At 67.6% G+C, this 15,260-nt stretch carries 12 protein-coding genes; 5 read left to right on the top strand and 7 right to left on the bottom strand.

Annotated features, from left to right (window positions below; all coding sequences use genetic code 11):
* Window positions 1-62 precede the first annotated feature (62 nt).
* The gene (locus CFB82_RS24380; protein ID WP_089485607.1) at window positions 63-761 is read left to right on the top strand and encodes a fumarylacetoacetate hydrolase family protein; all 699 of its coding nucleotides are present in this window, start codon (window positions 63-65) and stop codon (window positions 759-761) included.
* 70 nt (window positions 762-831) lie between these two features.
* Here the strand turns inward: CFB82_RS24380 and CFB82_RS24375 are convergent, their stop codons facing one another.
* The 6 genes from CFB82_RS24375 to pdxR all read right to left on the bottom strand — a co-directional run bounded on the left by CFB82_RS24375 (window position 832) and on the right by pdxR (window position 8,613).
* On the bottom strand, window positions 832-1,371 hold the full coding sequence (locus CFB82_RS24375) for a DUF4303 domain-containing protein (protein ID WP_089447829.1): 540 nt from the start codon (window positions 1,369-1,371) through the stop codon (window positions 832-834).
* 148 nt (window positions 1,372-1,519) lie between these two features.
* Window positions 1,520-2,731 (bottom strand): MFS transporter, encoded by a 1,212-nt coding sequence (locus tag CFB82_RS24370; RefSeq protein WP_089485606.1) that lies wholly within the window; start codon window positions 2,729-2,731, stop codon window positions 1,520-1,522.
* Window positions 2,732-2,958: 227 nt separating this feature from the next.
* Entirely contained in the window at window positions 2,959-4,542 is a 1,584-nt protein-coding gene (locus CFB82_RS24365) for a trypsin-like peptidase domain-containing protein (RefSeq protein WP_089485605.1), read from the bottom strand.
* A gap of 335 nt (window positions 4,543-4,877) precedes the next feature.
* On the bottom strand, window positions 4,878-5,780 hold the full coding sequence (locus tag CFB82_RS24360) for a hypothetical protein (protein WP_089485604.1): 903 nt from the start codon (window positions 5,778-5,780) through the stop codon (window positions 4,878-4,880).
* Between the two features lie 87 nt (window positions 5,781-5,867).
* On the bottom strand, window positions 5,868-6,713 hold the full coding sequence (locus CFB82_RS24355) for a CPBP family intramembrane glutamic endopeptidase (protein WP_089485654.1): 846 nt from the start codon (window positions 6,711-6,713) through the stop codon (window positions 5,868-5,870).
* A 427-nt stretch (window positions 6,714-7,140) separates the two neighbouring features.
* Complete coding sequence (gene pdxR, locus CFB82_RS24350) at window positions 7,141-8,613, bottom strand: MocR-like pyridoxine biosynthesis transcription factor PdxR (protein WP_089485603.1); 1,473 nt, start codon at window positions 8,611-8,613, stop codon at window positions 7,141-7,143.
* Between the two features lie 202 nt (window positions 8,614-8,815).
* Here pdxR and CFB82_RS24345 point away from each other — a divergent pair, with 202 nt between their 5' ends.
* A complete protein-coding gene (locus CFB82_RS24345; protein WP_089485602.1) occupies window positions 8,816-10,018 on the top strand; it encodes a GNAT family N-acetyltransferase in 1,203 nt (400 codons plus the stop codon).
* A gap of 24 nt (window positions 10,019-10,042) precedes the next feature.
* Here CFB82_RS24345 and CFB82_RS24340 read toward each other — a convergent pair whose 3' ends face one another.
* A complete protein-coding gene (locus tag CFB82_RS24340) occupies window positions 10,043-10,483 on the bottom strand; it encodes a DUF3331 domain-containing protein (protein ID WP_069251763.1) in 441 nt (146 codons plus the stop codon).
* A gap of 205 nt (window positions 10,484-10,688) precedes the next feature.
* Between CFB82_RS24340 and CFB82_RS24335 the strand changes: the two genes are divergently transcribed.
* The 3 genes from CFB82_RS24335 (at window position 10,689) to CFB82_RS24320 (ending at window position 15,227) form a co-directional block, all read left to right on the top strand.
* Window positions 10,689-11,429 (top strand): GNAT family N-acetyltransferase, encoded by a 741-nt coding sequence (locus CFB82_RS24335; protein ID WP_089485601.1) that lies wholly within the window; start codon window positions 10,689-10,691, stop codon window positions 11,427-11,429.
* Window positions 11,430-11,777: 348 nt separating this feature from the next.
* Window positions 11,778-12,842: a 2,3-butanediol dehydrogenase gene (locus tag CFB82_RS24325; RefSeq protein ID WP_069251765.1), complete on the top strand. Its 1,065-nt coding sequence runs from the start codon at window positions 11,778-11,780 to the stop codon at window positions 12,840-12,842.
* 447 nt (window positions 12,843-13,289) lie between these two features.
* Window positions 13,290-15,227 carry a sensor histidine kinase gene (locus CFB82_RS24320; RefSeq protein ID WP_089485600.1) on the top strand — a complete coding sequence of 646 codons (1,938 nt, stop codon included), beginning with the start codon at window positions 13,290-13,292 and terminating at the stop codon, window positions 15,225-15,227.
* The last annotated feature ends 33 nt before the right edge of the window (window positions 15,228-15,260 follow it).

Genomic DNA, 15,260 nt, shown 5'->3' with positions numbered 1-15,260 from the left:
GCATGCCGGCCCGTGCACAGCACGGGCGCGGCATCCGTCTTATCACCGAACGAGGCCATCCGATGTCCGCTTATGTCATCGACGCCGCCGAGCGTCCTTCCGTCGAAGTCGACCAGTCGTCCGCGCGCTTTCCGGTGCGCCGCGTCTTCTGCGTCGGCCGCAACTACGCCGACCACGCGCGCGAAATGGGCGCCGATCCCGACCGCGAACCGCCGTTCTTCTTCGCGAAGCCGGCCGATGCGATCGTCCCGGCCAGCGGCACCGTCGCCTATCCGCCGCTGACGAACGACCTTCATCACGAAATCGAGCTGGTCGTCGCGATCGGCAAGGATGGCCGGTCGATCGACCCGGCCGACGCGCTGTCGCACGTGTGGGGCTACGGCGTCGGCGTCGACCTCACGCGCCGAGACCTGCAGGCCGAAGCAAAGAAGCTGAGCCGTCCGTGGGACTGGGCGAAGGGCTTCGACGCATCGGGCCCCGTGACCCCGCTGCGCGCGGCAACGGCCACCGGCCACCCGGCGACGGGCCGCATCTGGCTCGCGGTCAACGGCGACACGCGCCAGCAAGGCGACCTGGCCGACATGATCTGGGCCGTACCCGACGTCATCGCGTATGTGTCGCGCTCGGTCGAGCTGAAGGCCGGTGACCTGATCTTCACCGGCACGCCGGCGGGTGTCGGCGCGCTGCAGCCTGGCGATCGCGTCACCGGCGGCGTCGACGGCGTCGCGACGTTCGAATTCGTCGTGGGCGCGAAGCCGTAAGCCACAAGCCGACACGCAGCACGCATGGCGGCCGCCTGCCCGGGGCCGCCGTGCGATGTCCCGATTTCGGTCAGTCGTAGCGGCGCAGGAATGCGTCGGCGACGGCCGGCGGATTCAGCGCCTTCGCCGATTCGTTTTCCAGCGCCTCGGCCGCATCGTCGTCGCTGATCGACACGAACAGCGTGATCGCCGCCCTTTCGTCGCCCGTGCCGAACAGGCCTTCGCGGTCGAGCAGGCGCAACGCCGCGATCATGTCGGCGTGCAGTTGCCGCGCATGTTCCGGGAATCTCGAGCGGACGAACTGCGGGCTCAGCACGTCATCGGCGAGCTTGCCGCAGATCGCATTGAACGGCGATGCTTCCGCCGCCGCGTACGCCCATTCGGAAAAACCCCACGCATACCACGGGTCGTCGTCCGGGACGGCCTGTTGCTCGCGGATCCGGCGCAGCCCCTCGACCGAATTGGCCGCCGGCACCACCGTCATCGCGCCGCTGTCGGTATACAGCGCGAACGCATAGAAATGCTCGTCCGGATGTTGCGCCCGCAACGCCCTGAATGTCGCTCTCGCGGCGTCGGCAATGTCTCGCTGGAAATCAGAAAAGTCGCTCATCGCATCCTCGTCCAGTCGCCCTTCTCGCGTCGGAGCATGCCCGGCGCGCGGCGGGTTCGTCGTCTCCCGATAATCGATCGATTGTCCGCCAATCGTTCACGGCACGGTAGCAGTGCCAGCCCCCATGCCCGATGCCGTGCGTCTGCGTTCACCGCCCCGCGTCCCGCGCATCGAACACCCGCACGCAGACGGCCGCCGCCAGTGCGATCGCGGCCGACAGCAGCATCATCGCGAGCGGCGCATAGCCCGCGTTGCCGGCCGTCAGCACCGCCCCCGTCAGCGACGAAAGCGCGGCGCCACCGGCGATCGTCATCGCGCCGGCCAGCCCCGACGCGCTGCCCGCCAGTTCCGGGCGCACCGACACCGCGCCGGCATGCGCCCCGGGATTGGTCAGTCCGTTGCCGATGCCGACCAGCACGCATGGGCCAAACCATGCGATCGCCTGCGTCGCCCCACCGCACATCAGCGCGAGGCCGATCAACGGCCCCGCGCACGCGACCACCCGTCCGAACAGGATCATCGTGGCCAGCGCATAGCGGCGCGCGTAACGCGCGGCCAGGAAGCTGCCGCACACGAAGCCGGCCGTGATGGTCCCCATATAGAAGCCGATCTCCGCCGGCGCGATGCCGAACACCGTTTGCGCGGCGAGCGGCGCGCCGGCCAGGAACGCGTAGAACGCGCCGGTCGAAAACGCCATGCAGAGCGCATAGGCCCAGAACCGGCGCGCGCGGAGCAGCGCCGGATACGCGCGAAGCTGCTGCCCGAGGCTCGACGACCGGTTCGCATGGGTTTCGACGAGATCGAACGCACACCAGACGAACAGCGCGATGCCCGCCGCGCCGAGCAGCCAGAAGCTCGCGCGCCAGCCCAACGCCTGATCGAGTGCGCCGCCGAGCGTCGGGCCGAGCATCGGCGCGAACGCGGCCGCCATCGCCGCATAGCCGATCCGGCTCGCCGCGTGCGTGCCGCCGCCGGTATCCCGGATCGTCGCCATCGATACCGGATAGACCGACGTGATCGCCGCCTGCATCAGCCGGCATGCCAGGAATGCGCGAATATCGGTCGCCATCGCGCAGCCGAGCGAGCCGATCGCGAACACGCCGACGCTCGCCATGACGACCGGCCGCCGCCCGAACCGGTCCGACAACGGCCCCATCACGAACTCCAGCGACGCGGCCACCGCCGCGTAACCGCCGAGCGACAGCGCGACGAGCGCATAGTCGGCGCGCAGGTCGCGCGCGATAGCGGGCAGCGACGGCAGGAACAGGCTTAGCGGCAGCACCGAGCACGCACACAGCAGGATCAGCGTCGCGAGTCTCGGCGACGCCCGTTCGGAAGCGATCGGCAGGTTCGATTGCAAGCGGATGCCCTCCGCGCACGTGCCGCACGGCCGTGCGCAATGCAAAAAAAAGCCCCCGAACGAATCGGGGGCGCATGGGTGCCGGCGCGGTGCCGCTACCGGACCCTGCGCCTGTGGACGACTACGATGAAGCGTGCTGCTTTCATGCCGGATGGCTCCTGATGGCCTGGCTGACCGGTTGCGATATCGGACGATGGTAGGCGGACGATGCCGAGCGCGTCAACGTCCTAACGTGCACGCACCGACACGAATTTGCGGGCGTTGTTGCGCTGGATCAGCACCGCGAACACGCTGCCGTTCGCTTCGAGCGCCGGTATGTCATCGGGCGTCTCGAGCAGCGTGTCGTTGAGCTCCAGCACGACATCGCCCGGCTGGATGCCGGCCTTGGCTGCCGGGCCGTGCACCGCGTCCACCATCATCCCGACCGCGAGCCCGGTCGAGCGGCGCTCGTCGTCGCTGAGCGCATGCATCGTCAGCCCGAGGCGGTCGCCGCCGTCGGCGGCCGCTGCTCCCGCCCCCGGTCGTGCAGCCGCCTTCGGCGCGGCCATGCCGACGGTCGCACCCGCGTTGCCGGCGGCCTCGTCGGCACCCGTGATCGTCAGCATCACCGGCACGCGGTTGCGGATCAGCCGCAGCGGCGCCTTCTGGCCCGGCGGCAGCGCGGCGGCCAGGTCGTTCAGTTCGGCCGAGCGGCCGATCGTCCTGTCGCCCAGCTTCACGATCACGTCGCCGGGCTTCACACCGGCCGCGGCGGCCGGTGAGCCGGGCGCGACGCCGTTGACGAGCGCACCCGCCGGACGCGGCAGCCCGAACGCCGCGGCCAGCCCGATGCCGACATCCTGCACGTCGACGCCGATCGCATTGCCGGACGACGACTCGCCCGGCGCCTGGGACTGCTGCGCCTGCGCCTGCGCCTGCATCTGCATCTGCTTCTGCAGTTGCGCACGCACCTTTGCGGCAAACGCGATCGGGATCGCGAACGTCGTGCTCGCATAGCGGTCGCTGCCCGTATAGACCTGCACCGCGATGCCGATCACGTCGCCCGCACGATTGAACACGGGGCCACCGGAGTTGTCGGGGTTCGGCGCAATGTCGGTTTCGAAGAACGGAAACGCGCCGCCGTCCGGCAGCCGGTGCGACGTCGCGCTGACGATGCCGGCCGTGACCGTGTTGCCCGACCCGTCCGGCGCGCCGATCGTCATCACCGGCTCGCCCGCGCGTACCTTCGACGAATCGCCGATGCGCACGAACGGCAGCTTCTTCCCGTCGATCCGTAGCACCGCGACGTCGCTTTGCGGGTCGACGGCCAGCACCGTCGCCTTGAATTCGCGGCGGTCGGTGAGCCGTACCGTCACATCGGTCGCTTCGTCGACCACATGCGCCGACGTGAGGATCAGGCCGTCGGCGCTGACGATGAAACCCGAGCCGCTGCCCGATACCGCGCGCGGCAACATCTCGGGTGCCTGTACCTGTGCCGGTGCGCCTTGTGCCGACGGCGGTACGTCGTGCCTGAAGAACGCGGCGAGTGGATCGTCGGTATCGAGGATCGCGAACGACGGGCCGCTCGCCTGCTGGTCGGGAGCGGCGGTCATGATGGTCACGACCGCCGGGCCGTAGCGGTCGACGATCGCCGGAAAATCGACCGGCATCGCGTAAGGCGCGGCAGCCGGCCGCTGCTTCATCGGGTGTGGCGTGACAGGCGGCGAGAGCGTTCCGGCAAGGGCGGCCGGCGGGGCCTGCAAACAGCCGGCGAACACGCCCCCGATCAACGCGGTGCGAAGCACGGCGCGAGCAAGCGTCTGGCGAACCACGGTGCACCTCCCCCGGGAGTCACGGCGCCGACATGCGCGAGACGCGCAGGCGCTCGACAAGGCCCGGTACACCCATCCATTTATAGTCCACGCGGCCTGTTCGAACATACGAATCGAAACCCGAATGCCGGGCGGCGCGGCTGGCGCGGAGCCGCGACGGTGGCCGTTTCGAACAAAGTGGGCGGTTCGTCAATCCGCACATCCACCACGCATCGACACGCGCGCAAGCGCCGGATCATTGCCGGCACCCGCGAGCGTCATCGTTGCGGTCTGCTACGGATCGTCCGCCTGCACGCGTCACCGACCGGCGGCACGCACGCGTGCGCCGGCCCGGTTCAGTGGCACGAGAGGATCACCACCCCGCCAACCCCTTGCGTGTTCGGCAACGCAGCCGAGTAACCCACAGCCACCAGCGGCTGCGTCGCGTCATGTCCGACGACGATCGACTGAATCGTCGCGGGCCCGGTGGTCTTCAGCACACCGTTCAATGGCACCTGCGTGTACGTCAGCCCGTATTGAGCCGTCCCCTGCTTGATCGACAGGTTCAGCGTGGTGAGCTGGCGGGTGCCCGGATCCAGCGTGGCCGAACTCGAAACGAGGGTACCGTCCGTGCTGCCGTCGTTGCTCGCCACCGTGTCGGCAATCACCTGGGTACATGCAAGCGGGCCACCCGTTGCAGGTAACGACAGCGGCGTACCGACCGCGTAGTGAACGCCTTGCGTATCGGTATAGGTATTGCCGTCGGTATCCATCGCTCGATTCCAGCGGCCGATCGCTACATCGGTGCCGACACCCTGGATATCTGTGACGGCGCCATGGTCGAGCCCGAGACAATCGGTCGCCGCAGACGACGATGCCAGCGTCGTGAACGCGCCGCTTCCCTGTTGCACCAGGCTCGCGACAGGCACACCGGCCGCCGTCATGTTGCGGTTCTTCGCGTATTCGCTCGGCAGATTCGGCACCACGAGCACCGCCAGCTGGCCGTTGTTCGCCGTGACCGGAGACGCAGCACCCGAGTAGCTGAAGTTGCCGTTCGGTCGGCATGCCACCTGGACTGACGGTTGCGGGGAAGCATTCGCCGGTGGAACCGCAGGCGACGTGGTAGCCGGCGTCCCGCCTGTATTGTTGCTCGATGCGTTGCTTCCCATATTGGCGGCGCTGTCATCGCCACCGCCGCATGCCGTGAGCAGCAACGCAGTACTTGCCACACCTGCCAACCAGACCTGCTTTCCCCACATGACTTACCTCGTTTTCTCGTTTTGGACAACTACTGCGCAACACCAGCATCCCGTGAATTCACAGGAACGCTTGCCAATACAACGTTCTCAACACAAGCCGTTGCTGCCCGACGCGCTTGCCTGAGCCAATCTCAGCGCATCGAGCGACTTGACCAGACGACACGCGCCGATCACCCCTGCCGCAAGCGCGCCGAACCACCACGATGTGGGCCAGACGGCCACAAGGCTCTCCCTGGAAAATTCGAATGGCGTTTTCAGTGCGACGATCACCACGGCGGTGTTGTAGCAGGCGTGGATCAGGATGCCCGGCAGCAGCGACCGGGTGGCCGCGTACAGTTTGCCGATCAACAATCCGAGTCCGAATGCCAGGACGAACTGATACACATTCAGGTGTGCAAGACCGAACACGGCGGCCGAATGCGCGATGGCCGTTCCCGTCGGATACTGTTGCAGAAAGCTGCGCAGCATCACGCCGCGAAACAGCATTTCTTCAAGTAGCGGCGCAATCAGGCAGGTCAACACGATCAGGCCAAGCCCGCCGTTCGTGTAAACCTCGCGGGCGTCATATCCGCTTCCGCCCCAAGGGAACAACTGCCCGACGCCGACTTCGATCACGCTGACCGCCACGATCAATCCCGGTGTCATCAGCAAAATCGGGACGAAAAATCGTCCGAGCGTCGATCGCCAGGAATCGACGCTGTCATGCAGCAGGCTTCGGTAGGTCAATTTACCGTGGTGAAGCAGCACCGTAAATACGAGCCCGTTCGCGAGAACCCGGCCGATGCTGGCAATCGCCATGGGTTGAAGCCCGGCGCTTCGGCTGATGGACCAGATGATCGAATTCATCAGGTACTCGATCATGATCAGCACGACGACGATAAAAAATGCTTCCAGCAAACTCGGGAAGCAATAGCGGTGTGAATCGGATCTCATCGAGATTGATATAGTTTTTTTAACGGCCTCCGTGATAACCACGGTTTCGGTTGTCTGCCGCGGATCTCGCGATGCTCAGTATTATTGTTTCTCCGGGCATTGCCAACAGGGCTCTTCACGGCTCTCCAGATCATCGTCTTCTGGAGTCGATCCATTACGGAAACCATCGATCACGGAATCCAAGACCAAGGCGACGCGAACGCGCCGCGCATTATTCCATGAAAGTAACCGTTTGTTACGACGAATTCATCGTCGCTCATCCCATTAGCACTTGCAAGCACCGTTGACCATTTTTGACGATCAAGACCGCAGCACGTTCAGCTCGGTGAGCAAGACCAAAAATCGATGAATATCCACCTTGTTTTAAAAATTTAACACTTAAAAGGTTAAGGAAATATATTTTCGTGATTGAACGGCGAGTCCCGCCTCACTCCCTACCCACCCGCTCCGCGAGCGCCGACAGCATCCGCAACATCGGCTCGAACGCGTCGGCCGACGTATTGCCGAAACCGAGCACGAGCCCGTTACCCGCCGAGGCCGCATCGATCGAAAAACCCGACAGCGGAAACGGCCCGATGCCGTGCGCACGCGCGGCGTCGACGATCGCGCGATCGCGGTAGCGCGCCGGCAGCCGCAGCGCGAGATGCAGCCCGCACGGCCCGCCCTCGATCTGATGCGGCACGCTCAGGTTGCCGTCCAGCGCGGCGAGCAGCAACCGCCGCCGGTCGCGATACAGCCGGCGCATGCGGCCGAGATGGCGGCCGTACTCGCCCGTCTCGATGAAATCGGCCAGCGCAAGCTGCACGTGGCGCGTCCCGCCGCGCAGCATCTCCGGCAGCACCGGCCGCACCGCGGCCAGCAGCGCGTCGGGCAGCACGAGAAAACCGATCCGCAGCGCCGGAAACATCGTCTTGCTGAACGAGCCGAGATAGACGACGGGCGAATCGGGCGCAAGCCCGTGCATCGCGCCGATCGGCTCACCGGTGTGACGGAATTCGCTGTCGTAGTCGTCCTCGATGATCCAGGCGCGATGCCGGCACGCGGCATCGATCAGCGCGAGCCGGCGCGAGATCGACAGCACGGCGCCGGTCGGGAACTGGTTCGACGGCGTCGTATAGACGAGGCGCGGCGTCCGCTCGCGCCAGTCGTCCTCGTCGGTGCGCAGCCCTTCCCCGTCGACAGGCATCGGCACGACGTCGAGGTCGGCCGCCTGCATCGCGGTGCGCGCGCCGCGATAGCCCGGCTCCTCGACCCACACCGTATCGCCCGGGTTCGTCAGCAACTGCGCGCATAGCGCAATCGCGCCCTGTGCGCCTTCCGTGATCACGATCTGCTCGGGATCGCAGCGCACGCCGCGCGTCACGGCCAGGTGGCGCGCGATCGATTCGCGCAGCGCGGGCTCGCCGAGCGGGTCGCCATAGCCGAGCAGGTCACGGCCGGCGCGGCGCAGCGCGCGGTCGATCGCGTGGCGCCATGCGTCCGCCGGGAAATGCGTCAGCGCGGGCACGCCCGGCCGGAAGCCCTCCGATTCGCCGGTGCCGATGCGGCTCGGGCGAATCCGGCCGAGGCGCTGCGCGACGGCCGGCGGCGCGGCACGCCGGCGCGGCGGCGCCGGCCGCGACAGCCCGACCACACGCGTACCGCGGCGGTCGGACTGCAGGAAGCCTTCGGCGACGAGCTGCTCGTAGACGGCGGCCGTCGTGTTGCGCGACACGCCGAGCGTTTCGGCCAGCGCGCGCGTGCCGGGCAACCGCGTGCCGGCCGGCATCGCGCCGCCGAGAATCGCGTCACGCACGCGGCGCAGCAACTGGCGCTGCAGCGAAGGCGCGCCCGGCGTGCGCGCCAGCGGCGCGTCGAGCGGCAGCAACGGCGCATCGCCGGAAGGAAGGACAGTCGTCATCGGAACATCGCAGCGTGAAAATGTCGGAACGTGGCGCACGGCTAGTGGCGCACGGCGAGTGAGCGCCGGCTCGCGGTTCGGCCCCCGAAATTCGTGGCACCATAAATTTGTCAATCTCTGGCGCTTCTCATGGTACCTCGTCGCGACTACGATCATCTGCATGCCGGCATGTCGCCGGCCGCCAACCGAAGCGAGATCGACCTTGTCCACGCTCACCAACGCTTTCCAGCAACCCATCGGCCACCCCGTTCCCGACTGGTCCGCACGCCCGCGCCCGGAGCGCATCGTGCTCGAAGGCCGCTACTGCCGGCTCGAACCGCTCGACGCCGAGCGCCACGCGGCCGACCTGCACGCCGCCTACTCGCAGGCGCCGGACGGCAGCGACTGGACCTATCTCGCACACGGCCCGTACGCCGATGAATCGAGCTATCGCGACTACACGCGTACCGCGCAGGCGAGCCCGGATCCGCTGCACTACACGGTGATCGACCGCGCCACCGGTCGCGCGGTCGGCACGCTCGCGCTGATGCGCATCGATCCGGCCAACGGCGTGATCGAGGTAGGCTCCGTCACGTTCTCGCCGCTGCTCAAGCGCACGCCCGTTTCGACGGAAGCGCAGTTCCTGTTGATGAAGTACGCGTTCGACACGCTCGGCTACCGGCGTTACGAATGGAAGTGCGACGACCTGAACCTCCCGTCGCGCAAGGCCGCCGCACGGCTCGGCTTCCGCTACGAAGGCACGTTCCGGCAGGCGATCATCTACCGCGGCCGCAATCGCGACACCGCGTGGTTCTCGATCATCGACGGCGAATGGCCGGATGTGCGCGCCGCGTTCGACGCGTGGCTCGCACCGGAAAACTTCGACGCGCAGGGCGGGCAACGCCAGTCGCTCACCGCGATCCGCCACGCGCAGGCACGCGCGCGCGATGCGGCCAGCCGCGCGAACGACGCGACGCGCGTCACGGTGCGCCCGCTCGTCGCCGCCGACGAAGCCGCGTGGCGCCCGCTGTGGCAGGGTTATCAGAAGTTCTACGACACCGCGCTGAGCGACGCGGTGTTCGCGACGACGTGGGCCCGCCTGATGGATCCGGCTGAGCCGATGTTCGTGCTCGGCGCATTCGACGCATCGGGTGCGCTGGTCGGGATCGTGCATTCGATCTACCACCGCTCGTGCTGGACCGAAGGGCCGTACTGCTACCTGCAGGACCTGTACACCGCGCCCGACGCACGCGGGCAAGGCGCAGGCGGCGCGCTGATCGAGGCCGTGTACGAACATGCCCGTGAAGCCGGTGCGAGCCGTGTGTACTGGCTCACGCACGAAACCAACACGACCGCACGCGCGCTGTACGACAAGCTCGCGAACAACGCCGGGTTCATCCAGTACCGGCACGACGTGAAGAAGTAACGCGGCGTCGCAGCCGGCCGGCATTCAACCGGAAACGTCGGCCGGCTCGCGTGCGTCGTCGCCCTCCGGGGCGGCGTCACATGCCACGCCGGCCGCACCCGGCACCGCCGCCGGGCAGATCATCTCATCGCCATTGGCCGGCACGGGCCTTCGCACCGGCCGGAACACCGGCTCGCCCGGCTCGATCGGCTGCCCCGAGATCGCGCAGCGGCCCGGCTGCAACGCGACGCGCAAGCGCCAGCGCTGCTCGCCGTAATGGCACCGGCCGCTCTCGACCCAGCGAATCAGCAACGCATGGTCGTCGGCCTCCAGCACCGTGACGAACAGTTGCGGGCGCAACGGCGACGCTGCGGCCGCCGCGTGCTCCGGAATCGGCGCTCGGCCGATCGTCACGAGCGGATGCGCAACCACGCCGCCGCACGACGGCATCGCAACTGCATCGGCCGCGACAGGCGCTTCGGTCATCTTCACCTCCGTTGAAGCGCCCGCGTGCAACGGGATGTCTCACGCGAGCGCAATCGGGACTGGCGCACATGATACAAATTGAAGTTAACTTCAAGTAAAGGGGTGAGTGCAACGATCCGTTTCGGCGATGGCGGCAATGGCCGGCACGGCACGCGACGGCATCCTGGTCTAAGCTGATGGCTTCGCCTCGACAACGCACCCCCGCATGCCGACCGCCTTCCCCGCACCGGCCACGCTGTTCCCGCTCGACGAAGCGTGGTCCACCTTCTCCCGCCGCAAGGCGGCCGTGCGCACTTTCATCGCCGGGTACTGTGCCGCGCGCGACAGGCGCGATGCGCCGCTGCACGACGGCCCGGACGGCCATGTCGTGCAGTTCGACGACACGATGGGCCGGCCTTTCGAGCATTTCATGATCGAGGGTGCGCCGCTGGCCGGCACCGGCTCGTTTGCCGTCGGCGCGTGGATCACGCGCTACGGCGCGGCGCCGCTGCCGCCGGCACTGCACGGCAGGACGCGCCGGCTGACCGACGAGCACTTCATGGCCGCCAATATCGACGGGCTGTCCGGCGACGACGCGCTCGCGCAAGCCCTCGCCTGCGACACTGCGGACGCGATCGACGCGTTCAACGCCAGTGGCGCCTTCCCGCCGTTCCAGCCGAATCCGGCCGCGTTCCTGTTCGCGCACCGGCTCGACGGACAGATCGCGGCCACCGCGCGCTATGGCTTCGCGTCGCCGCGCGATATCGTCGTCGACCGCGTCGGAACGGCCGACGCCTACCGGCGCCGCGGCCTCGCGACGCAACTGCTCGCCGCGATCGTCGCGCACGCGCGGCACCGCGGTGCGCGCCGCGTGTGGCTCATCTCGACCGAAGCCGGCCAGCCGCTGTACCGCGCCGCTGGATTCACGCCGCTCGCCGCGGTCGCCGTGGACGCAGTCGTCGCCTGAACGCGAAGCGAGCCGCGTCGCCCCATCACCGTTCGTCTCGTGATTCGTCTCATTGCGCTGAGACGAACGTCCCGGCGTCTCACTCCACCCACCGTTTCGCTGTCGCAGCAAATCCGACACTCCATTTCCACCCGATCCTTACCGGTTGGGAGAAAACGACATGGTGCATCGCACTCTTCGCACACGTCCGATCGCCACGCACCGCCCTGATTCACGCTGGCCCCGTTCCTGCATACCGGTCGTTCGCGCACTCGCGCGACGGGCGCACCGGCAGCCACGCCTCGCGCCCGACGACAACCTGATGGAGACAGCAACGTGAGTACACCGGCATCGACCACCGCTCCCAGCATGAAAGCCGCCGTCTGGCACGGCCGCCACGACATCCGCGTCGAACAGGTCCCCGTTCCCGAGCGCCCGCCGGCAGGCTGGGTCACGATTCGCGTGCACTGGTGCGGGATCTGCGGCTCCGACCTGCACGAATACGTCGCGGGCCCCGTATTCATCCCGGTGGACGCGCCGCATCCGCTGACGGGCCTGAAGGGCCAGTGCATCCTCGGCCACGAGTTCAGCGGCGAGATCGCCGAACTCGGCGCGGGCGTGACGGGCTACGCGGTCGGCGATCGCGTGACGGCCGACGCCTGCCAGCATTGCGGCACCTGCTGGTATTGCAAGCATGGGCTGTACAACATCTGCGAGAACCTCGCGTTCACCGGGCTGATGAACAACGGCGCATTCGCCGAATACGTGAACGTGCCGGCCGAGCTGCTGTACAAGCTGCCCGACGACTTCCCGACCGAGGCCGGCGCGCTGATCGAGCCGCTCGCGGTCGGGCTGCATGCGGTGAAGAAGGCCGGCAACATCGTCGGGCAGACCGTCGTCGTGGTCGGCGCGGGCACGATCGGCCTGTGCACGATCATGTGCGCGAAGGCCGCGGGTGCCGGGCGCGTGATCGCGCTGGAAATGTCGGCCGCGCGCAAGCAGAAGGCGCTGGAAGTCGGCGCGAGCGTCGTCATCGATCCGAAGACGTCCGACGCGATCGCGGAAGTCAAGGCGCTGACCGGCGGCTACGGCGCCGACGTGTCGTTCGAGTGCATCGGCCACACCACCACCGCGAAGCTCGCGATCGACGTGATCCGCAAGGCTGGCAAGTCGGTGATGGTCGGCATCTTCGAGGAGCCGGCGCCGTTCAACTTCTTCGACATCGTGTCGACCGAGAAGGAAGTGATCGGCTCGCTCGCGTACAACGGCGAATTCGCGGACGTGATCCGCTTCATCGCGGACGGCCGCATCGACGTGCAGCCGCTCATCACCGGGCGCATCGCGCTCGGCGACATCGTCTCGCACGGCTTCGAGGAACTGGTCAACCACAAGGACCGGAACGTGAAGATCATCGTTCAGCCCGCCATCGCCTGAGCGCGCGCGCGGCCGCGGCAGCGATTCGCGCCACGGCACGCGTGCGGCAAGTGTCACCCTGAAGCGTCGCCCGTGCACGGGCGGCGCGCCGGCCTGCCATTCCCTCCCAGCGCCCCCTCCTTGTCGCCGTCGTCCGTCGCGAACTTCGTGCCGCGCACCGATCGAACACGACGATCAGAAACATTCGCAATCCAGACCATCCGTCGTCATGCGCCACCGGTCCGGTGCGTGCCTAGGGTTTCTCCGGATCGAGCGCGATTCGTCCGATGTCGACAGGACACTGACGCAAGGTGATCCTGTGCAGGGCACGATCCGGCCTCCCTGCCGGGATTGTTTCCGCCCCCTTTGAAGGCGGCCCCCGCCCCCCCCACAAAACCTTACGGTGTCACGGCGCCGACAGGCCGAGAATACGGGCCCACCCGGGATAGCTTGCAAACATGGTGTGTCATGAATCGTTCATTCTCGTTTAGCCGGGAACGCGCATATAACATTGGATCGCTGACGATCCAGCAGAAGACCCATATCGGCTTCGCACTCGTCACCGCGCTGCTGGCCTTGCTGTGCGGCACGATCATCTGGGGGAGTTTCCGGCAATACCGGCAGGAGAACGCCGACCTGCAGAGCTTCGAATTCGTCCGCGGCGCGATGAGCGCCGCCAACGTGATCTCGGCCGAACGCGGCCCGACGAACGACCTGCTGGTGCGCCCGCAGGACGACGGTGCCACCGAGGTCCGCAACCTGCTCGCCGCGCGCGTGCGTTCCGACCAGGCGCTCGAGCGTTTTCGCGGCGGCATCGCGCAGGCGACCGTGCTCGACGATCGCGAACGCAGCAACCTGCTGCATGCACTCGACTCGGTCCGGATCACGCTCGCCGATGCGCGTACGGAAGTCGATGCGCTCGGCATGCGGCCGCTCGCGACACGCAGCGTTCACGATATCCAGCACGCGCAAGCGCGCCTGTTCCGGATCGTCGACACGCTGTCGCTGCTGATCGACGGCGCAATGACCGACACCGCGATGGGCGACCCGCGCACATCGGGGGCGATCCTGCTCGCGCGGCTTCTCGGCGATCTCCGCGAATACGCGGGCCGCACGGGCTCGCTGCTCATCGCGCCGATGTTCGCGCGGCAGGCGCTCGACCGCACGCAGTTCGCGGACATCATGCGGATGCGCGGCCGCATCGAGCAATTGCGCGCGCTGATCGACAGCTCGATCGGCGCACAGCTCGACGACCCTGACGTGGCACGCGAATACGCGCAGCTCAACGGAGCCTTCGACGCGCACATCCTGCCGCTCGTCGACGCGGCCGTCGCCGGCGGCAAGAACGGCGTCTATGCGATGAGTGCGGCCGACTTTTCCCGCGCGATCGTGCCGCATTTCCGGCCGAGCGAGCTATTGCGCGACCGCGTGATCGACCTGGCCCGGCGTCGCGCGATCGGCGACCGGAACACCGCCCGGATCAAGGTCGCGTTGTCGGCATGCGCCACGACCCTGTGCATCGCGATCCTGGCCTCGCTCGCGCGCGGCGTGCAGCGACTGCTGTCGAAGCCGCTCGATGCGCTCGGCCGCCGGATCGTCGCGCTCAGCGATGGCGATACGTCGCACGTCGCGATGCCGCGCGGCATCGGGCCCGAAATCACGCAGATCCACGACGCGCTGGAAACCTTGCGCACCGCGACCGTCCGCCGTGACATGCTCGAGCGCCAGCGCAACGACATGCTGACGCTGTTCTCGCACGACATGCGCGCCCCGCTGACGTCGCTGATCATCCTGATCGACACGCAGGCGCGACGGGCGGGCGACGTGCAGATGAAGCAGCAGTTCGCGAGAATCGGCAAGCTGGCGCGGCACACGCTGGCGATGGCCGACGGCTTCGCGCAGCTCTCGCGTGCAGAGGCCAGCGACTACGAACGCGTGCCGGTCAACCTCGCCGACCTGATGAACGAGGCACGCGACGCGGTGTGGCCGCTCGCGCACCGGAAATCCATGTCGATCGACGACGTGCCGCGGCGCGACGACACGATCGTGCTCGGCGACCCGGCGCTGCTGTCGCGCGCGCTGATCAACCTGCTGGACAATGCCATCAAGTACAGCGCGTCGCTGACGAGCGTCGAATGCAGGGTCGAGCCGGGCGCCGACGGCAAGACCGTGCGCTGCACGATCCGCGACAGCGGGTGCGGGATCAGCAGCGCGGACCAGACGCGGCTGTTCGAGCGTTACCGGCGCTTCCGCACCGCCGGCCAGCCGGAAACCAGCGGCGTCGGGCTCGGCATGGCGTTCGTCAAGACCGTCGTCGAGCGGCACGAAGGCACGATCCACGTGCACAGCGTCATGCTGCAGGGCACCACGGTCACGATCACGCTGCCGGCCGCGGCGCTTTCATGACGATGGCGCCGGCGACGCCGGCGGCAAGCAGCC

Source organism: Burkholderia sp. HI2714, from assembly GCF_002223085.1.
GTDB lineage: Bacteria > Pseudomonadota > Gammaproteobacteria > Burkholderiales > Burkholderiaceae > Burkholderia > Burkholderia lata_D.
The sequence above is the reverse complement of the archived record's forward strand: the minus strand, read 5'-3'. Positions and strand labels throughout refer to the sequence as shown.

Excerpts from the sequence above, each read along its gene's own strand:
- CFB82_RS24380 (WP_089485607.1), top strand. The coding sequence starts at position 63 with ATGTCCGCTTATGTCATCGACGCCGCCGAGCGTCCTTCCGTCGAAGTC.
- CFB82_RS24375 (WP_089447829.1), bottom strand. The coding sequence starts at position 1,371 with ATGAGCGACTTTTCTGATTTCCAGCGAGACATTGCCGACGCCGCGAGA.
- CFB82_RS24360 (WP_089485604.1), bottom strand. The coding sequence starts at position 5,780 with ATGTGGGGAAAGCAGGTCTGGTTGGCAGGTGTGGCAAGTACTGCGTTG.
- CFB82_RS24355 (WP_089485654.1), bottom strand. The coding sequence starts at position 6,713 with ATGAGATCCGATTCACACCGCTATTGCTTCCCGAGTTTGCTGGAAGCA.
- pdxR (WP_089485603.1), bottom strand. The coding sequence starts at position 8,613 with ATGACGACTGTCCTTCCTTCCGGCGATGCGCCGTTGCTGCCGCTCGAC.
- CFB82_RS24340 (WP_069251763.1), bottom strand. The coding sequence starts at position 10,483 with ATGACCGAAGCGCCTGTCGCGGCCGATGCAGTTGCGATGCCGTCGTGC.
- CFB82_RS24335 (WP_089485601.1), top strand. The coding sequence starts at position 10,689 with ATGCCGACCGCCTTCCCCGCACCGGCCACGCTGTTCCCGCTCGACGAA.
- CFB82_RS24325 (WP_069251765.1), top strand. The coding sequence starts at position 11,778 with ATGAAAGCCGCCGTCTGGCACGGCCGCCACGACATCCGCGTCGAACAG.
- CFB82_RS24320 (WP_089485600.1), top strand. The coding sequence starts at position 13,290 with ATGAATCGTTCATTCTCGTTTAGCCGGGAACGCGCATATAACATTGGA.